Annotated in this window: 16 protein-coding genes and 1 pseudogene; 9 read left to right on the top strand and 8 right to left on the bottom strand. The window is 69.4% G+C overall.

Annotated features, from left to right (window positions below):
- On the bottom strand, window positions 1–1,360 hold a 1,360-nt coding region (locus B1L11_RS40955), incomplete at its 3' end, for an MFS transporter (protein ID WP_256863315.1).
- 106 nt (window positions 1,361–1,466) lie between these two features.
- On the opposite strand from B1L11_RS40955, the gene B1L11_RS40950 reads away from it, so the two are divergent.
- Window positions 1,467–1,961, top strand: a complete 495-nt coding sequence (locus B1L11_RS40950) for a helix-turn-helix domain-containing protein (protein WP_079320592.1) — start codon at window positions 1,467–1,469, stop codon at window positions 1,959–1,961.
- A gap of 52 nt (window positions 1,962–2,013) precedes the next feature.
- Here the strand turns inward: B1L11_RS40950 and B1L11_RS40945 are convergent, their stop codons facing one another.
- From B1L11_RS40945 to B1L11_RS40930, 4 genes are read right to left on the bottom strand one after another with little or no spacing between them, the layout of a single operon-like run.
- Window positions 2,014–3,015: a LacI family DNA-binding transcriptional regulator gene (locus B1L11_RS40945; RefSeq protein WP_143737908.1), complete on the bottom strand. Its 1,002-nt coding sequence runs from the start codon at window positions 3,013–3,015 to the stop codon at window positions 2,014–2,016.
- A gap of 44 nt (window positions 3,016–3,059) precedes the next feature.
- Window positions 3,060–3,941, bottom strand: coding sequence for a carbohydrate ABC transporter permease (locus B1L11_RS40940; protein WP_079320590.1), 882 nt, complete (start codon window positions 3,939–3,941; stop codon window positions 3,060–3,062).
- Window positions 3,941–4,837, bottom strand: a complete 897-nt coding sequence (locus tag B1L11_RS40935; protein WP_079320589.1) for a carbohydrate ABC transporter permease — start codon at window positions 4,835–4,837, stop codon at window positions 3,941–3,943. Before B1L11_RS40935 ends, B1L11_RS40940 begins: the two co-directional genes overlap by 1 nt.
- A 2-nt stretch (window positions 4,838–4,839) precedes the next feature.
- Complete coding sequence (locus B1L11_RS40930; protein WP_079320588.1) at window positions 4,840–6,156, bottom strand: ABC transporter substrate-binding protein; 1,317 nt, start codon at window positions 6,154–6,156, stop codon at window positions 4,840–4,842.
- 305 nt (window positions 6,157–6,461) lie between these two features.
- Between B1L11_RS40930 and B1L11_RS40925 the strand changes: the two are divergent.
- From B1L11_RS40925 to B1L11_RS40920, 3 genes and pseudogenes are all read left to right on the top strand, one after another.
- A pseudogene (locus tag B1L11_RS40925) lies at window positions 6,462–8,099 on the top strand (beta-galactosidase); the annotation flags it as partial.
- A 112-nt stretch (window positions 8,100–8,211) separates the two neighbouring features.
- Window positions 8,212–8,343 (top strand): Beta-galactosidase C-terminal domain, encoded by a 132-nt coding sequence (locus tag B1L11_RS53195; RefSeq protein ID WP_306291769.1) that lies wholly within the window; start codon window positions 8,212–8,214, stop codon window positions 8,341–8,343.
- A 110-nt stretch (window positions 8,344–8,453) separates the two neighbouring features.
- Window positions 8,454–9,545 carry a glycosyl hydrolase 53 family protein gene (locus B1L11_RS40920; protein ID WP_079320587.1) on the top strand — a complete coding sequence of 364 codons (1,092 nt, stop codon included), beginning with the start codon at window positions 8,454–8,456 and terminating at the stop codon, window positions 9,543–9,545.
- A 76-nt stretch (window positions 9,546–9,621) separates the two neighbouring features.
- On the opposite strand, the gene B1L11_RS40915 is transcribed toward B1L11_RS40920, so the two are convergent.
- The 3 genes from B1L11_RS40915 to B1L11_RS40910 all read right to left on the bottom strand — a co-directional run bounded on the left by B1L11_RS40915 (window position 9,622) and on the right by B1L11_RS40910 (window position 10,351).
- Complete coding sequence (locus B1L11_RS40915; RefSeq protein ID WP_256863314.1) at window positions 9,622–9,906, bottom strand: hypothetical protein; 285 nt, start codon at window positions 9,904–9,906, stop codon at window positions 9,622–9,624.
- A complete protein-coding gene (locus tag B1L11_RS53190) occupies window positions 9,903–10,025 on the bottom strand; it encodes a hypothetical protein (protein ID WP_256863313.1) in 123 nt (40 codons plus the stop codon). Before B1L11_RS53190 ends, B1L11_RS40915 begins: the two co-directional genes overlap by 4 nt.
- Before the next feature lie 89 nt (window positions 10,026–10,114).
- Complete coding sequence (locus B1L11_RS40910) at window positions 10,115–10,351, bottom strand: hypothetical protein (RefSeq protein ID WP_079320586.1); 237 nt, start codon at window positions 10,349–10,351, stop codon at window positions 10,115–10,117.
- Between the two features lie 158 nt (window positions 10,352–10,509).
- On the opposite strand from B1L11_RS40910, the gene B1L11_RS40905 reads away from it, so the two are divergent.
- The 5 genes from B1L11_RS40905 to B1L11_RS40885 all read left to right on the top strand — a co-directional run bounded on the left by B1L11_RS40905 (window position 10,510) and on the right by B1L11_RS40885 (window position 18,953).
- Entirely contained in the window at window positions 10,510–12,792 is a 2,283-nt protein-coding gene (locus tag B1L11_RS40905) for a TIM-barrel domain-containing protein (protein ID WP_079320585.1), read from the top strand.
- Between the two features lie 23 nt (window positions 12,793–12,815).
- Window positions 12,816–14,132 (top strand): sugar ABC transporter substrate-binding protein, encoded by a 1,317-nt coding sequence (locus B1L11_RS40900; protein ID WP_079320584.1) that lies wholly within the window; start codon window positions 12,816–12,818, stop codon window positions 14,130–14,132.
- 110 nt (window positions 14,133–14,242) lie between these two features.
- Entirely contained in the window at window positions 14,243–15,145 is a 903-nt protein-coding gene (locus tag B1L11_RS40895; RefSeq protein WP_079320583.1) for a carbohydrate ABC transporter permease, read from the top strand.
- A complete protein-coding gene (locus tag B1L11_RS40890; protein ID WP_256863312.1) occupies window positions 15,142–15,981 on the top strand; it encodes a carbohydrate ABC transporter permease in 840 nt (279 codons plus the stop codon). The genes B1L11_RS40895 and B1L11_RS40890 overlap by 4 nt, the downstream gene beginning before the upstream one ends.
- 41 nt (window positions 15,982–16,022) lie before the next feature.
- Window positions 16,023–18,953: a glycoside hydrolase family 3 protein gene (locus B1L11_RS40885; RefSeq protein WP_079320582.1), complete on the top strand. Its 2,931-nt coding sequence runs from the start codon at window positions 16,023–16,025 to the stop codon at window positions 18,951–18,953.
- The last annotated feature ends 209 nt before the right edge of the window (window positions 18,954–19,162 follow it).

Below are 19,162 nucleotides of genomic sequence, written 5' to 3'. Positions count from 1 at the left end.
ACGCCGCCGCCACCGGGACGACCAGCGCGGTCCGCAGCGCGTCCGGCCCCGGCCCGGCCGCGACGCCGACGGCGGTGACGGCCGACAGCCCGAGCGCCGTGCCGAACTGCATCGCCGTGTAGAGCAGGCCGCCGGCCAGGCCGTGCTCGTCCTCGTCGACGCCCTCCGTCGCGGCCATGGTCAGCGGGCCGTACGCCAGCGAGAAGGACAGGCCGAGCAGGAGCAGCGCCGGAAGCATGGCGGCGTAGGTCCAGTCCATCCCCACGGGCAGGAAGAGCGCGTACGCGACCGCCGCGAGGACGATGCCGCAGAGCAGCACCCGGGTGTTGCCGAAGCGGTTCACCAGGCGCGGCGTCAGCGTCGGCGCGAGCACCGTGTCGATCCCGATCACCAGCATGGCCAGGCCGGTCTGCATCGTGTTCCAGTCACGCCACTCCTGCAGATACAGGGTGATCAGGAACTGGAAGCCCGCGAACGCGAACAGGAACAGCAGCGCCGCCGTGTTCACCCGCACCAGCGGCGCGGTGCGCAGGATGCCCAGCCGCACCAGGGGCGACGACGACCGCCGCTCGATCGCGACGAACAGCCCCAGCAGCGCCAGCCCCGCCGCGATCGTGCCGGCGGTCAGGCCGGGGCCGTCGCCGGGGTGCTCCAACCGGACCATCCCATACACGAGGAGCAACATGGCCCCCGTGACGGCGAACGCCCCCGCCAGGTCGAAGCCGCCCGGTGCCGATGAGGGTGACGGGCGCTCGCCACCCGTGTCGCGGACGAGGACCAGCGCCGCCCCCAGGATCAGCGCGGACAGGATGACCGGCGCGAAGAACACCCACCGCCAGCCGAACGCGGTGAGCACGCCGCCGGCGACCAGGCCGAGCGAGAACCCGCCCGCCGCCGTGCCCGCGTACACGCCGAGCGCCTTGGTGCGCACCGGTCCCTCCGGGAAGTTGGACGTGACCAGCGCCAGCCCGGCGGGCGCCATGAACGCGGCCGCGATCCCCGTGACGAACCGCGCGGCCAGCAGCATCCAGCCCTGGGTGGCGAGCCCGCCGAGCCCGGAGAAGACCAGGAAGACGGCCAGCCACAGCAGGAACATCCGCCGGTGGCCCAGCAGGTCGGCGGCTCGCCCGCCGAGCAGCATGAACCCGCCGTAGCCGAGCACGTAGGCGCTGACCACGCCGCTGAGCATCCCGGTGGACAGGCCGAGGTCGGCCCGGATCGACGGCAGCGCCACATTCAGCATCGCCACGTCGATCCCCTCCAGGAAGATCGCGCCGCACAACACCAGCAGCACGCCCCACGCGCGTCCCGTCATGCGGGCGGGGTGCCGGGCGGCGATCCCGCCCGTGGAATCGGTCATCGGAGTCCGGCTCCATCTCGTCGGGGAACCGGTCCCGGAGCGGTTCCCCGAGTGCCTGCCGGTTCCCTCTTGTAACCGACTGCATCGTCGGGCACCATCGGTGACCATGGAAGACGGCACTTTCGAGTCCCTCGGTTACTGCGCGGATACCGGCGTCGACGACGACGTCCTCCAATGGGACCGGCGCGCGGACTGCGAGGTGCGGCAGATCCTCGACCGCATCGCCGACAAGTGGTCGCTGCTGGTGATCGCGCTGCTCGACAAGCGGAGCCTGCGCTTCACCGAGTTGCGCCGCGCGATCGACGGGGTCAGCCAGCGGATGCTGGCCCGCACGCTGCGGCATCTCGAACGCGACGGGCTGGTGAGCCGGATGGTGCACCCGACCGTCCCGCCGCGTGTGGACTACGCGCTGACGCCGATGGGTGCGACTCTGCACGCCACCATCCGTGCCCTGGTCGTCTGGACCGAGGAGCACCAGAACGCCATCGCCGCGGCCCGCGCCGCGTACGACCGGCGCGTGGCCGCCGAGCAGGAGGCCGCCGAGCGCGAAGAGGCCGAACGCCTGGCCGTCGCCCGCGCGGCCCTGCCGATCAGGGGCTGACCGCCGGCGATGGGTTCCCCAGGGCGAGCACGGGCCGCCCGGGGACGCGACGCTAGGCCGACTCCCTCACGATGAGGCGGGTGGGCAGGATCACCGGGTCCACCGGGCCGCCTCCGTCGATGAGCGCGAGCAGCAGCCGTACGGTCTCCTCCGCGACGTCGGCGAGCGGCTGGCGGATCGTGGTGAGCGGCGGGTGCGTGGTGGCGGCCACCGACGAGTCGTCGAAGCCGCCCACGGCCACGTCGTCGGGCACCCGGCGTCCGGCCGCGCGCAGCGTGGACAGCGCGCCGGCCGCCATGAGGTCGGAGGCCACGAAGACCGCGTCGAGGTCGGGGGTGCGCTCAAGCAGCCGCGCCATCGCGCTCTCGCCGCTGAGCTGGGTCCAGTCGCCGTGCTCGATGAGCTTCCTGGAGGCCTTCCTGCCGAGCACGTCGGCGAAGCCCTCCAGGCGCTGGATGCCGCCGGGGGTGTCCATCGGGCCGGTGATCGTGGCGATCTTCCTGCGGCCCTGCTCGACCAGGTAGCGGGTCATCTGCCGGGCGCCCTCGCGGTCGTCGGCCGCCGCGTACGGGATCACGTTCTCCTTCCCGACGACGGCCCCGCAGGCGACCGCGGGGATGCGCATCGACTCCAGCTCGTCCACCATCGGGTCGCCCGCGTGCGTGGACATCAGCAGCACGCCGTCGGCGTGGCCGCCGCGCACGTAGCGCACCACGCGCTCGCGGTCGCCGTCGTCCCCGGCCAGCATGATGACCAGGGAGACGTCCCGCTCGCCGAGCCGCCTGATGGCCGTGCGGATGGTGGTGCTGTAGTTCGGGTCCTCGAAGACCTTCTCGTGCGGCTCGGACAGCACCATCACCACCGACCCGGTGCGCTGGGTGACCAGGCTGCGGGCGTTGCGGTTGACGATGTAGCCCGTCTCGGCGATGGCCCGGCGGACGGCGGCGTGGGCGGCCGGGCTCACGTACCGGTCGTCGTTGAGCACCCGGGAGACGGTGCCCCGGGAGACGCCCGCCGCCGCGGCCACGTCGTGAATGGTCGGACGCTTCGCCATGGTCGTATTTTCCCCCCGCCGATCAGCGTGTTCCCCCGCGCCCATCAGCTTTTCACGGCCCCGCCGGACAGGTCCGTACGCCAGTAACGCTGCATCGTGAGGAACAGCGCGATCAGCGGGATGAGCGACAGCATCGTCCCCGTGATGATCAGGTTGTACAGCGACGGCTGGTTGGCGCCCGCCGCGAGCAGCGTGTAGAGGCCCACCGTCAGCGGGAACCTGTGGTCGTCGCCCAGCATGATGAACGGCAGCAGGAAGTTGTTCCAGATCGCGACGAACTGGAACAGGAAGATCGTCACCATGCCCGGCGTCAGCAGCGGCAGCGCCACCTGGCGGAACAGCCGCCACTCGCCCGCGCCGTCCAGCCGGCCCGCCTCCAGCAGCGAGCCGGGGATCGCCGCCTGGGAGTAGATCCTGGCCAGATAGATGCTGTACGGGTGCAGGATCTGGGGCAGCAGCACCGACCAGTACGTGTCGGCCAGGCCGGCCTTGGAGAACAGCAGATACTGCGGGATCGCCAGCACGACCGACGGCACCAGGATGCCGCCGATGAGCAGGTTGAAGATCAGGCCGCGGCCGGGGAAGGAGTACTTCGCCAGCGTGTACCCCGAGATCGTGGACACCGCGGTCGACAGCACCGCGCCGCCCCCGGCGTACAGGACCGTGTTGAGCAGCCAGAGCCAGAAGACGCCGTCGCGGTAGGCGAACAGGTCGGCCAGGTTGGACAGCAGGCCGGTGCCGGGCGCGAAGGTCGAGGTGGAGAACAGCTCGGCCTTGGACTTGGTGGCCGCGACCACCACCCAGCTCACCGGGAACAGGGTGTAGATCGCGCCCAGCACGAGCACGCCGGTCGGCACGATCCCCAGCGGACGGCGCGCCGACGGACGGGCGTGCCCGCGGGTCCTCGGCAGTGCGGTGGCGGCCATCAGCTCTCCCCGAACGCGCGGTTCTTCACGACCCGCAGGAAACCGAACGACAGCACGAGGGAGATCCCGGCGATCACCATGGACGTCGCGGCGGCCGAGTACAGGTCGCCGGTGACGAACGCGTCGCGGTACACCTTCATCAAGGGGCTCCAGGTCGAGCTGATCGTGTTCGTCAGCGGCCGCAGGGTGGTCGGTTCCGTGAACACCTGGATGGTCGCGATGACGGAGAACACGGTGGTCAGGATGATCGACGGCACCAGGATCGGGATCTTGATGCGCAGCGCGATGCCCAGTTCGGTCGCGCCGTCGATCCTGGCCGCCTCGTAGTACTCCCGCGGCACGGCCCGCAGGTTCGTGTAGAGCACCAGCATGTTGAAGCCGGTGCCGCCCCAGACCGCCACGTTCGCCATCGAGAACGTCACCAGGTCGGCGCTCAGGAACGGGTGCTCGCCGAACGGGCTGAGGCTCGGCAGGTAGAGGAAGCCCCACATCAGCGTCGCCGCCACACCCGGCACGGCGTACGGCAGGAAGATCGAGATCCGGGTGAGGCGGGCGAGCCGCACGTGCGCCGCGTCGAGCATCAGCGCGAACACGAGGGCGAGCCCCAGCATCAGCACGAGCACGAGGGCCCCGTACGCGATAACGCGCAGCCAACCGGCCCACAGCTCGCCGTCGCCGACGGCTGCGGCGTAGTTGGCGAGCCCGGCGAAGACCTCCGTGCGGGCCCCCTTGCCGAGGCCCAGGCCGGAGACCTTGGCGCGGCGCAGGCTCAGATAGATCGTGTAGCCGATGGGCAGGGCCATGAAGAGCGCGAACAGCGCCATCGCCGGGGCGAGGAACAGGTAGGGCACGGCGCCCGCGCGGCCGGCGCGGGCGCCCTTCTTCGGAGATCGCATCGTCACTGCGCGAGGGTGAAGCCGGACTTCTGCATGTCGGCGACGGTGGCGTCCTGCATGCTCTGGACGGCGGCGGCGAAGTCGGACTTGGCGGCGACGGCCTTGTCGAAGGCGTCCTTGTACGCGTTGTACGTCACGCCCACGTTGGGGCCGAAGGTGAAGCCGCGGGCGGTGGCGCCGATGTCGGCCGCCTGCTTCCAGAAGTCGGGCTGGTTGGAGAAGTAGTCGGGAGCCTCGGTCATCAGCGCGGCGCCCTTGGTGGAGGCCGGGTAGACCGCGCCCTCCTTGATCAGCAGCCCGAGCGCCTGCGGGTCGGTGTTCAGCCAGGTGGCGAACTTCGCGGCGGCCGCCTTGTTGGGCGACTTGGCGGCGACGGCGGTGGAGGAGCCGCCCCAGAAGCCGCTGTGGTTCTCACCCGCGTTCCACTGCGGCAGGGGGGCGATGGCCCACTTGCCCTTGGCCTTCGGCGCGTTGCTCGACAGCACGCCCGGGCCCCACACGGCCGACGGCCAGGTGAGCAGCCTGCCGTCGTTGAGCGCCTTGTTCCACTCGGGGGTGAAGTAGGGCATGCCGTCGATGACGCCCTCCTTCACCAGGCCGCCCCAGTAGGAGGCGACCTTCTTGGTGGCCTCGTCGTTCACCGCGACCTTCCACGCGTCGCCGCTGATCGACCACCACTGCGCGCCCGCCTGCTGGGAGAGCCCGGCGAACCAGCCCGGGTCCTTGCTGGAGAACGTGCCGAGGAAGACCTTGGGGTCCTTCCTGTGTACGGCGCGGGCGGCCTCGGCGTACTCGTCCCAGGTCTTCGGCACCTCGATGCCGTACTTCGCGAAAAGGTCCTTCCGGTAGTAGAGCATCATCGGCCCGCTGTCCTGGGGCACCGCGTAGACGGCGTCGGTGCCGAGGGTCACCAGCCCCCAGATGCCCGCACCGAACTCGGCCTTCGCCTGCGCGGTCTCCGCCTTGAGGTCGGCCACGGCGTCGGCGGCGACGAACGAGGGCAGCATCTGATACTCGGCCTGGACCAGGTCGGGCGGGTTGCCCGCCTTGGCGGCGGTGAGGAACTTGGCCGCCGCGTCGTCGCCGCCCGCCTGCTTGCTGACCGTGACCTGGATGTCGGGGTGGGCCTGGTTCCACACCGTGACGATCTTGTCCATGTTCGGGACCCAGGTCCAGTAGGTCAGCTTCACCGGGCCGGCCGGCGCCGCGCTCTGGCTCGCGGCCTGCTCGGACGGCTCGCCGGAGCCGCCCGAGCAGGCCGTGGAGAGCGCGGTGGCGAGGATCGCGACCGCCGCCACTGCTAACCGGTTGACGCGCATATGTTCCTCCAGGCGGGTGGGGAGGGGGATAAGAGGCTGGAACGTCTGGGAGCGTTCACAGACTGAAAGGTCCCTTCCGTGGTGTCAATGGTCGTTACGCGGTTGTTAACGGACCTCGCTGATCAGCACGGATCGGTAGAACCTTCTCGGGGGGACGGTTCTGCGCTACTGTGCACGTTCACAGAAGCAGAATCGAGGGGGGAGACGTGCCCGGATATCCCGTCCTGCCCGAGGGCCTCGCCTACGGCGGGGACTACAACCCCGAGCAGTGGCCGGAGGAGGTGTGGCGGGAGGACGTCCGCCTGATGCGCGAGGCCGGGGTGAACCTGGTCACCGTCGGGGTCTTCAACTGGGGTCTGATCGAGCCGCAGGAGGGCGAGTACGACTTCTCCCGGCTCGACCGGATCCTCGACCTGCTGCACTCGGCCGGGGTGTACGCCGACCTCGCCACCCCCACCTCGTCTCCGCCGACGTGGTTCCGCCGCCGCTACCCCGGCAGCCGGCTGGTGGACCGGGAGGGCCACGTGCTCGGCGGCGGCTCCCGGCACAGCTTCTGCCCCAGCTCACCCGACTACGCCGCGGCGTCCGAGCGGGTCGTCGCCGCCCTCGCCGCGCGGTACGCCGGCCACCCCGCCCTGGCGATGTGGCACGTGCACAACGAGTACGGCTGGGCCAACGCCCACTGCTACTGCCCGACCTCGGCCGAGGCGTTCCGCGCGTGGCTCCGGGACAGGTACGGAGACGTTGGCGCGCTCAACGCCGCCTGGGGCACCACCTTCTGGGGCCTGACCTACGGCTCGTTCGAGGAGGTCGAGCCGCCCGTCACCGCGCCGGTCGGCCTGCTCACCGGGCTCCAGCTCGACTTCATGCGGTTCTCGGTCGACGCGCACATCGCCTGCTTCCGCAGGGAGCGTGAGACGATCCGGCGGTTCAGCGACCTGCCCGTCACGACCAACTTCATGATCCCCAACTGCAAGCCCATGGACTACTGGCGCTGGGCGGCGGAGGTCGACGTGGTCGCCAACGACCACTACCTCGACTCGGGCCGGGCCGATCCGCACATCGAGCTCGCCATGGCCGCCGACCTGACCCGATCGGTGGCCGGGGGCCGCCCCTGGATGCTGATGGAGCACTCGACGGGCGCGGTCAACTGGCAGCCGCGCAACCTCGCCAAACGGCCGGGGGAGATGCGCCGCAACACCCTCGCCCACGTGGCACGCGGCTCCGACTCGGCGATGTTCTTCCAGTGGCGCGCCTCCCGATACGGCGCGGAGAAGTTCCACTCGGCGATGGTGCCGCACGCCGGCGCCGACTCCCAGGTCTGGCGCGACGTGGTCGCGCTCGGCGCGGACCTGCGCAGGCTCGCCGGGGTCAGGGGTGCGCGGGTGACGGCCGAGGTGGCCGTGGTGTGGGACTGGGAGTCCTACTGGGCGCTCGAATTCGAGTGGCGGCCCTCGGCCGACCTGCGCTTCCGGGAACGGATCGAGGCCTACTACGAGGCGCTGTGGCGCGAGCACGTCACCGTCGACTTCGTCCACCCGTCGGCCGACCTGTCGCCGTACCGGCTGGTCGTCGCGCCCAGCTCCTACCTGCTCGGCGAGGCGCCGGCGAAGAACCTGCACCGCTACGTGGAGGCGGGCGGGCACCTGCTCGTGTCGTACTTCTCCGGCATCGTGGACGAGAACGACACCATCCACCCGGGGCCGTACCCCGGGGCGCTGCGCGAGGTGCTCGGTGTGACCGTCGAGGAGTTCCACCCGCTCCGCGAGCACGAGACGATCGGGTTGCGGCCCTCGTCCGCGACCGGCCGGATCTGGTCCGAACGCGTACGGCTCGCGGGGGCGCGGGCCGTGCACGAGTTCGCCGACGGGCCGGACGCCGGGCATCCCGCCGTCACCCGGCACGACCTGGGCGCGGGCAGCGCATGGTACGTGTCCACCGCCCTGGACGCCGAGTCCGGCCTACGCGTGCTCGTGGCCCGGGTGCTCGACCACGCGGGCGTGTCCAGGCCGCGCGGCCTGCCCGACACGCTGACTCGTACGGAGGGGCGACCACGTGTTCCTCATCAACCACGCCGACGAGCCGGCGACCGTGACCGGGGTGACCGGCACGGGCGTGCTCGACGGTGCCGCGTACGACGGTTCGGCGACGGTGCCCGCCGGAGGCGTCGTGGTCGTCCGCACATGAGCACCCCCGGCGCCGCGCCAAGTAGTGAAGCTCCCTCGCCGTGACGACCTGACCTCGTGACGGCGGGGGTTCGGGGGCGTCCACCCATCCTCTCCTCGACCGGAGGACCCATGAAGAGACTCCTCGCGGCGCTCGTCCTGTGCGCCGCCGCGGTGCTCCCCGCCGCACAACCGGCGCACGCCGCCACCACACTGACCATGCTCGGCGCCGACGTCTCCTCCGTGCAGCGCTCCCTCGACCTGGGCGCGAAGTACTACGACGCGAGCGGCACACAGAAGGACCCGCTGGACATCCTCAAGGGCATCGGCGTCAACTACGTCCGGCTGCGGATCTGGAACAACCCCGTCAGCGGCTACAACAACAAGGCCAAGGTCCTGCAGTACGCCAAGACGGTGAAGGCCAAGGGGCTGAAGCTGCTGGTCGACTTCCACTACTCGGACACCTGGGCGGATCCCGGCAAGCAGTACAAGCCCGCCGCCTGGGCGAGCCACGGCATCGGCCAGCTCCAGACCGACGTCTACAACTACACGTACGACGTGTGCTCCAGCCTCAAGGCACAGGGCACCACTCCCGACAGCGTGCAGATCGGCAACGAGATCAACGTCGGCATGCTGTGGAACGACGGCAAGGTCGTCAACAACGACTTCACGAACCTGAGCCTGCTGCTCAAGGCCGGCTACAACGCGACCAAGGCATGCAACTCCGGCACCCAGGTGATCATCCACACCGCGGACGCGGACAGCGACGCCAACGCCCGCTGGTTCTACGACGGCATCAGGGCCAAGGGCGTGTCCTGGGATATCACCGGACTGTCGTACTACTGCATGTGGCACGGCACGCTGGCCAACCTGTACAACGTGATCTCGGACGTGCGGTCCCGCTACGGCAAGCCGGTCGTCGTCGCAGAGACGGCCTACCCGTTCACTCCCGACAACGCCGACGGGGAGGGCAACTCCGTGACGTCGGGATGCTCGGGGTACGGCCTCACCTGGCAGGGACAGGGGGCCGAGTTCACGGCGGTGCAGAACACGGCCCGCAACGCGGGCGCCATCGGCGTCTTCTACTGGGAGCCGACCTGGTACGCGGTGCCCGGCAACGGCTGGGACCCGGCGAACATCAACGGCACCGGCGACCAGTGGGACAACATGGCCGTCTTCAACTGGACCGGCCACCTCAACCCGAACGTCAGGTGGACCCCCTGACGAACTGACACCGAACCGGGCCGCCCCGCGTGACTTCTCCGGGGCGGCCCGCCCCGGCACACAGGCCGGGCCGCCTTCAATCGAACAGCTCGTCGACCGAGGTCACGGTGACGGCCCTGCGAACCCAGGCCTTCAGCTGGTCCAGGTCGTTGCATCGGCGGATGCGCTCACGCGTGTCGTCCGAGACCTCCAGGCCGCGCACATCCAGTACGTTGAAGATCGCGTCGATCTCGCCTTCCGCACGGCCCTCCTCACGGCCCTCGACCCGCCCCTTGTCCACCCAGTGTGAGAAGTACTTCTTCCCGAGGTAGTCGAAGTCCTGAATCGTGGTCACCATCTCCTCCAGACGCTTGACCGTCACACCCGGGCAGCGGCGTGCGGAGGGATGTCGACCCCCGGCGCGCGACGCAGCAATTCCAGTGCGGTCTCCGGCCGGTTGCGGATGAGCTCGAGCGGCATCTCGTGATCGAAGCCTGGCATGGCCGCGACGTTACTGACTGTCGTCAGTCAATTGCGGTGAGTTCTGGAAAGTGACGGTGATTGGCGGCTATTAAGGGGCGCGGATCGGCTCAGGGCTCGGGGATGGCCTCCCATTGGCGGCAGGGGCTGAGCGGGTGGTGCTGGTAGATGACGCCGACGGCAGGCTGGGGCCAGCCGAGGATGACGGTCTCGCCCTCTCCGGGCGGGATCGGCTCGCCGAGGTCGGTGGCGGTGACGGGCTGGCCGCCGGGGCCGCAGACACACTCGGGGCTGCCCTCGTGGTCGATCACGTCGTCGAGTGGCATCACGTGCACGAACCTGTCCATGTCACCTACCTAGACGGGGGATTGCGGTCACATTACCCCAAGTAGACACAGACGGGAATAACTTGGACAAATCCGTAGCCGCCCCGACCCATTGACCTTTGTTGGGATGGACGGCAAACTAACTCCACAATCGCTGGATGAGCCGATGGAGTGCCGCAATGCCGTACCGTCCCCCATTGATCGCGCGCGAGTTCTTCGTGGCGGATCCTCCAGAGCTTCCGGTGCGCGAGCCGGGCGAGGAGGGCCTGTCCGCGCTGACCAGCGCGGAGGTGGTGGCCTCCGACGGGCAGGGCGTGACGCTCAAGGGCTCCACCTCGGCCGAGGAGACGCTCGTCGTGCAGATCACGGTCGCGGGTGAGGGGGTGATCCGGGTGCGCCTGTCGGAGGACCCCGACGCGCGCACCCGATCCTCCCGCGCGATCTCGTTGGTCACTCCCGGCGAGTACGGCGAGGCCGTCGTCGAGGCGAGCCACAGCCGGGTGGTGGTCGACGCCGGGTCGCTGCGGGCCGAGGTGCGGCTGAACCCCTGGAACCTGCGCTTCACGGACCGGGCCGGCCGGACGCTGGTGGAGCAGGACCCGGGCCACCCCGACATCAGCGGCCGGCTGCGTACGCTGCCGTTCGGCCGCTCCAGCGTGGACGGTGCCCCCGTGGCCTACCACGACACGTTCGTGGCCCCGGCAGACGAGGCGTTCGGCGGCTTCGGCGAGTCGTTCACGCCGCTCGACAAGCGCGGCCAGCGCCCGCTCATGTGGAATTTCGACGCGTTCGGCGCCGAGTCGCAGCGCGCGTACAAGAACGTGCCCTTCTACCTGTCCAGCAGGGGATACGGCATCTGCGTCGACAGCGGCACGCCGGTCGAGTTCGACATGTGCCAGTCCACCCACAGCGCCGTGCAGATCATCGTGCCCGACGACCTCATCGACTACTACGTGATCGCGGGACCGACCCCGGCCGAGATCCTCGACCGGTTCGACGGGCTGACCTCCCGGCCGGAGCTGCCGCCGAAGTGGGCGTTCGGCACCTGGATCTCCTCGGGCTTCTTCAGGGACAGCCAGGAGCGCGTGCTGGAGCGCGCCAGGAAGATCAGGGAGCGCGGGATCCCCTGCGACGTGCTCCACCTCGACTGCTACTGGCAGGCGGACGGGCACTGGTCCGACCTCCAGTGGGATCCCGAGACGTTCCCCGACCCGGCGGGCATGCTCGCGACGCTGAAGGAGCAGGGCTTCAAGGTCTGCCTCTGGATGAACTCCTACATCTCGCACCTCAGCCCGGCCTTCCCGGAGGCGGCGGAGAAGGGCTACTTCCTCAAGCGGCCCGACGGCGAGACGTACGTCGCCGACACCTGGCACGGCTCCTACCCGGCCTGCGGCATCGTCGACTTCACCAACCCCGAGGCGGTGGAGTGGTTCAAGGGCCTGCTGCGCGACCGCCTGCGCGAGGGCGTGGCGGCGTTCAAGACCGACTTCGCCGAGGGCGTCCCGGCCGACGCCGTGGCCTTCAACGGCATGACCGGCACCGAGTTGCACAACGTCTACACGCTGCTGTTCAACGACATCGTCGCGGAGGTGACCCGCGAGGTGAACGGGCACGGCCTGGTCTGGGCCCGCTCGTCCTACCTCGGCGGCCAGCGCCACTCGGCCCAGTGGAGCGGCGACGTCGACACCACCTACTCCGCGATGGGCAGCACGATCAGGGGTGGGCTGTCGCACGGCCTGTCCGGCATCCCCTTCTGGAGCCACGACGCGGGCGGCTTCACCGGCACGCCCAGCCCGGACCTCTACATCCGCTGGTCGCAGTTCGCCGCGCTGTCCCCGCTCGTACGGTTCCACGGCACGACCACCCGGGAGCCCTGGGAGTTCCCGCCGCACGCCGAGCAGGCCGCCATCGAGGCCCTGCGGCTGCGCTACCGGCTCATGCCGTACATCTATTCGGCGGCCGTCACCGCGGCCGAGACGGGCGCGCCGATGCTGCGCGCGCTGTGCGTCGACTACCCGGACGACCCGGTGGCCTGGCAGGCGGACCTGGAGTACCTTCTCGGCACCGACCTGCTCGTCGCTCCGATGACCTCCGCCGACGGCACCCGGAAGGTCTACCTGCCCTCGGGGGTGTGGGTGGACTACTGGACGGGTGAGGCCGTCGACGGCGGGCGTTACGTCACGGCGTCGCCGCCGCTCGACCAGATCCCCCTGTTCGTACGGCACGGCTCGCTGATCCCGGTCACCGAGCCGGGCGACACGGTGGCCGACGACCCCCGGGTCTCGCTGCTCGCCTTCGGCCTGCCGGAGCGCGAGAGCCGTACGACGATCAGGGACCTGGACGGGGACACGACGGTCACGGCGGTGCGGGACGGCGACAGGCTGGTCGTCACCGCCGAGGGCCGCAAGCAGATCGACGGCGTCGAGTTCGTCGGCCCCGGCGCCCCGGTCGTCATCAACTAGACAAAACCCCCTGGAGAAAGACCATGTTCAGAGTAGGCAGGAGCGCGGCGGTGGCGGCACTGGCCGCGGTCGCGCTGGCGCTCAGCGCGTGCGGTGGATCCTCTGACGATTCCGATAACGGCAGCGGCGGCTCGGCCGAGAGCAAGACCCTCACCCTCTGGCACTACGAGACCGGCAACAGCGCCATGGGCACCGCCTGGGCCCAGGCGATGAAGGAGTTCGAGGCGAGCCACCCCGGCGTCAAGGTGAAGTTCGAGGAGAAGGGCTTCGAGCAGATCCAGAAGACGGCGTCCATGGTCCTCAACTCCGACGAGGCGCCCGACATCATGGAGTACAACAAGGGCAACGCGACGGCCGGTCAGCTGTCCAAGCAGGGCCTGCTCACCGACCTGTCGGAGCAGGCGACCAAGCGCGGCTGGGACAAGCTGCTCAGTCCGTCGCTGCAGACCACCGCGAAGTACGACGAGCGGGGCATCATGGGCTCGGGCAAGTGGTTCGGCGTGCCGAACTACGGCGAGTACGTGATGGTCTACTACAACAAGGACATGTTCGAGAAGGCGGGCGTCAAGGTGCCCACCACGTTCGACGAGTTCACCGCCGCGCTCGACGCGTTCGCGAAGAAGGGCACCACCCCGATCGCGATGGCGGGCGCCGAGTACCCCGCCCAGCAGCTGTTCTACCTGCTCGCGCTGAACAAGGCCAACCGCGCCTGGATCGACTCCTTCGAGCTCTACAAGGGCAAGGTCGACTTCCACGGCCCGGAGTTCACCTACGCGGCTCAGACCTTCTCCGACTGGGTGAAGAAGGGCTACATCAGCAAGGACTCGGCCGGCATGAAGGCCGAGGACATGGGCGTGGCGTTCATCGGCGGCAAGTTCCCGATCATGGTGTCGGGCAGCTGGTGGTTCGGCCGCCTGGCGGAGGAGATCAAGGACTTCAAGTGGGGCTCGTTCCTGTGGCCCGGCCAGTTCGCCCCGGGCTCCAGCGGCAACCTGTGGGTCGTCCCCGAGAAGTCCAAGAACAAGGACCTCGCCTACGACTTCATCGACATCACGATGAAGAAGGAGATCCAGAACCTGCTCGGCAACTCGGGCGGCGTCCCGGTCGCGGCCGACCCGTCGGCGATCACCGACGCGCAGAACAAGGAGCTGATCGAGAACTTCAACAAGCTCTCGACGCAGGACGGCCTGGCCTTCTACCCTGACTGGCCGGCGCCCGGCTACTACGACGTGCTCGTCGCCGGCATCCAGGAGCTGATCAACGGCAGCAAGAAGCCCGAAGAGGTCCTGGACGAGATCGCCCAGCCGTACAACGACAACCTGGCCGACATCGGCAACTAGGCCGGGGGCGGGTCTCCCGGCATGGGGACCCGCCTTTCCCCTCCGACCCCGGCGGCGGGGCTGCCTGACCGGTCCCCGCCGCCGGGCCCCTTCTGGAAAGGTCTGCACACATGGCACCACCCGGCGCGGGCGCGGCCCGCCCGCGCGGGAGGGGCGGCTACTGGCTCTACCTGGTTCCGAGCCTGGTGCTGTTCCTCGCGATCATCGTCGTCCCGTTCCTGATGAACGTGGCGACGAGCTTCACCCGCTGGTCCGGCGTCGGCACCCCCACCTGGATCGGGCTCGACAACTACACGAAGCTGTTCAAGGACGAGCGTTTCTGGGCGTCCTTCGAGCACAACGTCGCACTGATCATCGCGATGGCCGTGGTGCCGACGATCATCGGCCTGGTGCTCGCCGCCGCGCTGTTCGACTACATCGCCAAGCGGTTCGGCGGGCGTACGGCCTCGGCCCTGCGCGCGGCGTTCTACCTGCCGCAGGTGCTGCCCGTCGCGGTGGCCGGCGTGGTCTGGGGCTGGATGCTCCACCCGTCGTACGGCGCGGTGAACCAGATCTTCGGGCTCAAGGTCAACTGGCTGGGCGACCCGGACATCGCGCTGGCGACGGTCATGGCGATCATGGTGTGGTTCCAGCTCGGCTACCCGGTCGTCATCTTCATGGCCGGGCTCCAGCGGGTCGATCCCTCGCTGTACGAGGCGGCCGAGATCGACGGCGCCTCGTGGTGGCGCAGGTTCTGGCACATCACGATCCCGCAGATCCGGCCGGAGATCTTCGTGGTGCTGCTGACCTGCACGATCGCGGCGCTCAAGGTGTTCGGGCCGATCTTCGTGCTCACCAGGGGAGGACCCGGCTCCGCGACCATGGTGCCGTCGTACTTCTCCTATCTGAACTTCTTCCAGAAGGTCAACGTCGGGTACGGCTCGGCGATCGCGACCGTGCTCGCCCTGATCATCGTCGTGGTGACCTTCCTCTTCCTGCGGGTGCAGGAGCGTGACCAGGAGAGTGGCTCGTGAACGCCGATCGCACCTTCCGCCAGCCGGGACGGTGGGCCGTGCTCGCGGCACTGGTCGTGCTCGCGGTCGTGATGCTCTTCCCCTTCGTCATCGTCACGCTCAACGCGTTCAAGTCCCCGGCCGAGTACTCCTCGGGCGGCCCGCTGAGCCTGCCGCATGGGTTCTACCTCGACGGGATCGTGACCTTCTGGGATCGCGTCGACTTCGGACTGAAGCTCTGGAACAGCCTCCTGATCAGCGGCGTCGTCGCGGTCGCCGCGGTGGTGCTGTCGGTGCTCAACGCGTACGCGCTGGGCATCGGCAAGGTCCGCGGCCGGCTGTGGATCCTCGTGCTGTTCCTGGTCGCCAACACGCTGCCGCAGGAGGCGCTGGTCTACCCGCTCTACTACCTGTCCAAGGAGGTGGGGCTGTACGACTCGAAGCTCGCCGTCATCCTGATCTTCACGGTGATCCAGGCGGCCTTCGGGACCTACCTGCTCTCGTCGGTGCTCGGGCAGTTCCCCCGGGGGATCCTGGAGGCGGCCGAACTCGACGGCGCGAGCAGGTGGCGGATGCTGTGGGGCATCGTCGTGCCCATCAGCCGCCCGACCCTCTCGGTGCTGCTCATCTTCTTCTTCATCTGGACGTGGAACGAGTTCTTCCTGCCGATGGTGTTCCTCATCTCCAACGACAACCAGACCGTGCCGGTCGCCCTTGGCGTCCTGCAGGGCGAGAAGATGATGGACGCCACCATGTCCAGCGCGTCCGCGCTGCTCGGCATCATCCCCGCCGTGGCCTTCTTCCTGATCTTCCAGCGCACGCTGACCCGTGGCATCACGGTCGGCGCCATCAAGTAACACCCCCCAAGTAACGCGTCACTACCTGACCTGGAGGCGCAATGTCCCATCGCCGTTCGGCGATGCTGTCCGCGTCGGCCGCCCTGGCTCTGGCACTGAGCCTGGGTGCCGGCCCCGCGAGGGCGGCCGACGACTATCCGTTCCGGAACCCGTCGCTGCCGCTCGCCCAGCGCGTCGACGACCTGCTCGGCCGGCTCACGCTGGACGAGAAGGTCGCGATGCTGCACCAGTACGCCCCCGCGATCGACCGTCTCGGCATCAAGATGTTCAAGACCGGCACCGAGGCGCTGCACGGCGTGGCCTGGTCGACCGACTACACCAACAACGGCGCCGTGGTCACCGCCAAGGGCACCGTCTTCCCCCAGGCGGTCGGCCTGGCCAGCACCTGGGACCCGGCCCTGATCAAGCGGGTCGGCTCCGCCGTCGGCGACGAGGCCCGCGGCTACCACGCAGAGAACCCCACCGTGTGGGGGCTCAACCTCTGGGCGCCCGTGGTCAACCTGCTGCGCGACCCCCGCTGGGGACGCAACGAGGAGGGTTACTCGGAGGACCCGGCGCTGACCGGCGCCATCTCCACCGCGTACGGCTCGGGCCTGGAGGGCGACGACCCCGACCACCTGAAGACCGCGCCCACGCTGAAGCACTACCTGGCCAACAACAACGAGGTCACCCGCGACACCTCCTCGTCGGAGCTGCCGCCCCGGGTGAAGCACGAGTACGACGAGGCGGCCTTCAAGCCCGCCATCGAGGCCGACGCGGCGACCGGCGTGATGGCGTCGTACAACCTCGTCAACGGCCGGCCGAACACCGTCAACCCCGACCTGGACGACGTGGTCCGCTCGTGGACCGGCCGGACGCTGTTCAACGTCACCGACGCCGGCGCGCCGAACAACCTCGTCAACTCCGAGAAGTACTACGCCACCCAGGCCGAGGCCGACGCCGCGCTGATCAAGGCGGGGCTCGACAGCTTCACCGTGGACGACACCAACGGCGCTCCGACGGTGAAGGCCGTCAAGGAGGCGCTGTCGAAGGGGCTGCTCACGCAGGCGGACGTGGACGACGCCGTGCGGCACCAGCTCAGCATCCGGTTCCGGCTCGGCGAGTTCGACCCCGACGGCGGGCCGCACGCGAAGATCACCAAGGACGTGGTCAACAGCCCGGCGAACCAGAAGCTGGCCCGCGAGACCGCGGCCAAGGCGATGGTGCTGCTGAAGAACTCCGGCGGCGCGCTGCCGCTGAAGCCCGGCAAGAAGGTCGCCGTGGTCGGCCCGCTGGCCGACGTGCTCTACACCGACTGGTATTCGGGCAGCCTGCCGTACAAGGTGACCCCGCTCGACGGGATCAAGGAGCGCGCGGCGTCGGTGGCCTCCTCCGAGGGCGTCGACCGCATCGCCCTCAAGGACGTCGCCACCGGGAAGTACATCAGCGCGCCCGCGGCCGGCGGCGACCTCAGGGAGAGCGCCACCTCGGCCGGCGCCACCGAGCAGTTCGACGCGTTCGACTGGGGTCAGGGCGTGCTGACGCTGCGCAGCGTGGCCAACGGCAAGTACGTCAGCCGGGCCAACTGGTCCACGCTGGCCAACACCGCCGACCAGCCGTCCGGCTGGTTCGTGCAGGAGCAGTTCACGCTGGAGCCGCAGGCCGACGGCACCTCCCTGCTGCGGTACGCCGGCTACGAGACGGCCTACGACTGGTTCGGGCCGAACAAGTACGTCAAGGCGGCGGCCGACGGCACGCTCAGCCTCACCACGGCCGACCAGGCCACGCACTATGCCAAGGAGGTCGTCTCCAGCGGCGTGGACGACGCCGTCGCCAAGGCGAAGGACGCCGACGTGGTGGTCGTCGTGGTCGGCAGCATGCCGTTCATCAACGGCCGCGAGGACCACGACCGCACCGACATGAACCTCGCCGAGGGCCAGGAGGCGCTGGTCAAGGCCGTGAAGGCGGCCAACCCGAACACGGTGGTGGTGCTGGAGAACAGCTACCCGACCACGATCAACTGGGAGCAGGACAACGTCCCGGCCATCCTGTGGACCACCCACGCGGGCGCCGAGACCGGGCACGCCCTCGCCGACGTGCTGTACGGCGACGTCAACCCGGCCGGGCGGCTCACGCAGACGTGGTACCGGTCGGCCGACGAGCTGCCGGGCATCCTCGACTACGACATCGTCAAGAAGAACCGGACGTACCTGTACTACCAGGGCAAGCCGCTCTACCCGTTCGGGTACGGCCTGTCGTACACGTCGTTCTCCTACCAGGGTCTGAAGGCGGTGCAGAAGGGGGACGCGTACGAGGTCTCGGTGAAGGTGACCAACACCGGCTCGCGGGCCGGGGACGAGGTCGTGCAGCTCTATACCCACCAGCAGCGCTCGCGGGTGAAGCAGCCGGTCAGGCAGCTTCGCGCGTTCCAGCGGGTGACGCTGGCGCCGGGGCAGACCAAGACGGTCGCCTTCAACGTCAAGAAGAGCGACCTCGCGCTGTGGGACGTCACGCGGAACAAGTGGACCGTCGAGAACGCGACCCACGACGTGCTCGTGGGGTCGTCCTCGGCGAACATCCGCCAGCGGGCGACGATCAACGTCACGGGTGAGAACATCCCGCACCGCGACCTGTCGAAGACCACCCGGGCGGTCGACTTCGACGACTACTCGGGCATCCACCTGGTCGACGAGACCAAGGTGCGCGGCGACGCGGTGGCGGGCGCGAACGGCGGCTGGATCGCTTTCAAGGACGTCCAGCTCCGCAAGCCCCGCACGGTGACGGCCGGCGTGGCCTCCACGGGCGGCGGGACCGTCGAGGTGCGCCTCGGCTCGCCAGCCGGCGCGAAGGTGGCCACGATCCCGGTCGCCGCGACCGGCGGGATCTACACTTGGGCCACCGCGACCGCACTCGTGTCCGGCGCGAACGGTGTGAAGGACGTGTACCTGGTCTTCACCGGCGACGTCCGGATCAAGGACCTCACGCTGAGCTGAGGCTTCGGCCGAGAACTCAGGGCGCCCGCGTGCGTTTGTGCGCGGGGCGTTTCCTTTGTGACGATGTGCGTATTGAGGCCGGCGTGATCTCTGGGCGCTCAAGCAGCCCTGACGATCAGGGGCGGGCTGACTCGCTTCTGGTGAAGCGTGACGAGCGGGGGCGGGCGGGTGCTCCGGCCGGCCGTGATAGTTGCGGTCCGGTGGAGCCT

The organism is Microbispora sp. GKU 823 (assembly GCF_002027145.1).
Classification (GTDB): domain Bacteria; phylum Actinomycetota; class Actinomycetes; order Streptosporangiales; family Streptosporangiaceae; genus Microbispora; species Microbispora siamensis.
This window is presented reverse-complemented; position numbering and strand designations above follow the sequence as displayed.

Excerpts from the sequence above, each read along its gene's own strand:
- B1L11_RS40950 (WP_079320592.1), top strand. The coding sequence starts at position 1,467 with ATGGAAGACGGCACTTTCGAGTCCCTCGGTTACTGCGCGGATACCGGC.
- B1L11_RS40945 (WP_143737908.1), bottom strand. The coding sequence starts at position 3,015 with ATGGCGAAGCGTCCGACCATTCACGACGTGGCCGCGGCGGCGGGCGTC.
- B1L11_RS40940 (WP_079320590.1), bottom strand. The coding sequence starts at position 3,941 with ATGGCCGCCACCGCACTGCCGAGGACCCGCGGGCACGCCCGTCCGTCG.
- B1L11_RS40935 (WP_079320589.1), bottom strand. The coding sequence starts at position 4,837 with ATGCGATCTCCGAAGAAGGGCGCCCGCGCCGGCCGCGCGGGCGCCGTG.
- B1L11_RS40930 (WP_079320588.1), bottom strand. The coding sequence starts at position 6,156 with ATGCGCGTCAACCGGTTAGCAGTGGCGGCGGTCGCGATCCTCGCCACC.
- B1L11_RS40920 (WP_079320587.1), top strand. The coding sequence starts at position 8,454 with ATGAAGAGACTCCTCGCGGCGCTCGTCCTGTGCGCCGCCGCGGTGCTC.
- B1L11_RS53190 (WP_256863313.1), bottom strand. The coding sequence starts at position 10,025 with ATGCCAGGCTTCGATCACGAGATGCCGCTCGAGCTCATCCGCAACCGG.
- B1L11_RS40910 (WP_079320586.1), bottom strand. The coding sequence starts at position 10,351 with ATGGACAGGTTCGTGCACGTGATGCCACTCGACGACGTGATCGACCAC.
- B1L11_RS40905 (WP_079320585.1), top strand. The coding sequence starts at position 10,510 with ATGCCGTACCGTCCCCCATTGATCGCGCGCGAGTTCTTCGTGGCGGAT.
- B1L11_RS40900 (WP_079320584.1), top strand. The coding sequence starts at position 12,816 with ATGTTCAGAGTAGGCAGGAGCGCGGCGGTGGCGGCACTGGCCGCGGTC.
- B1L11_RS40895 (WP_079320583.1), top strand. The coding sequence starts at position 14,243 with ATGGCACCACCCGGCGCGGGCGCGGCCCGCCCGCGCGGGAGGGGCGGC.
- B1L11_RS40885 (WP_079320582.1), top strand. The coding sequence starts at position 16,023 with ATGTCCCATCGCCGTTCGGCGATGCTGTCCGCGTCGGCCGCCCTGGCT.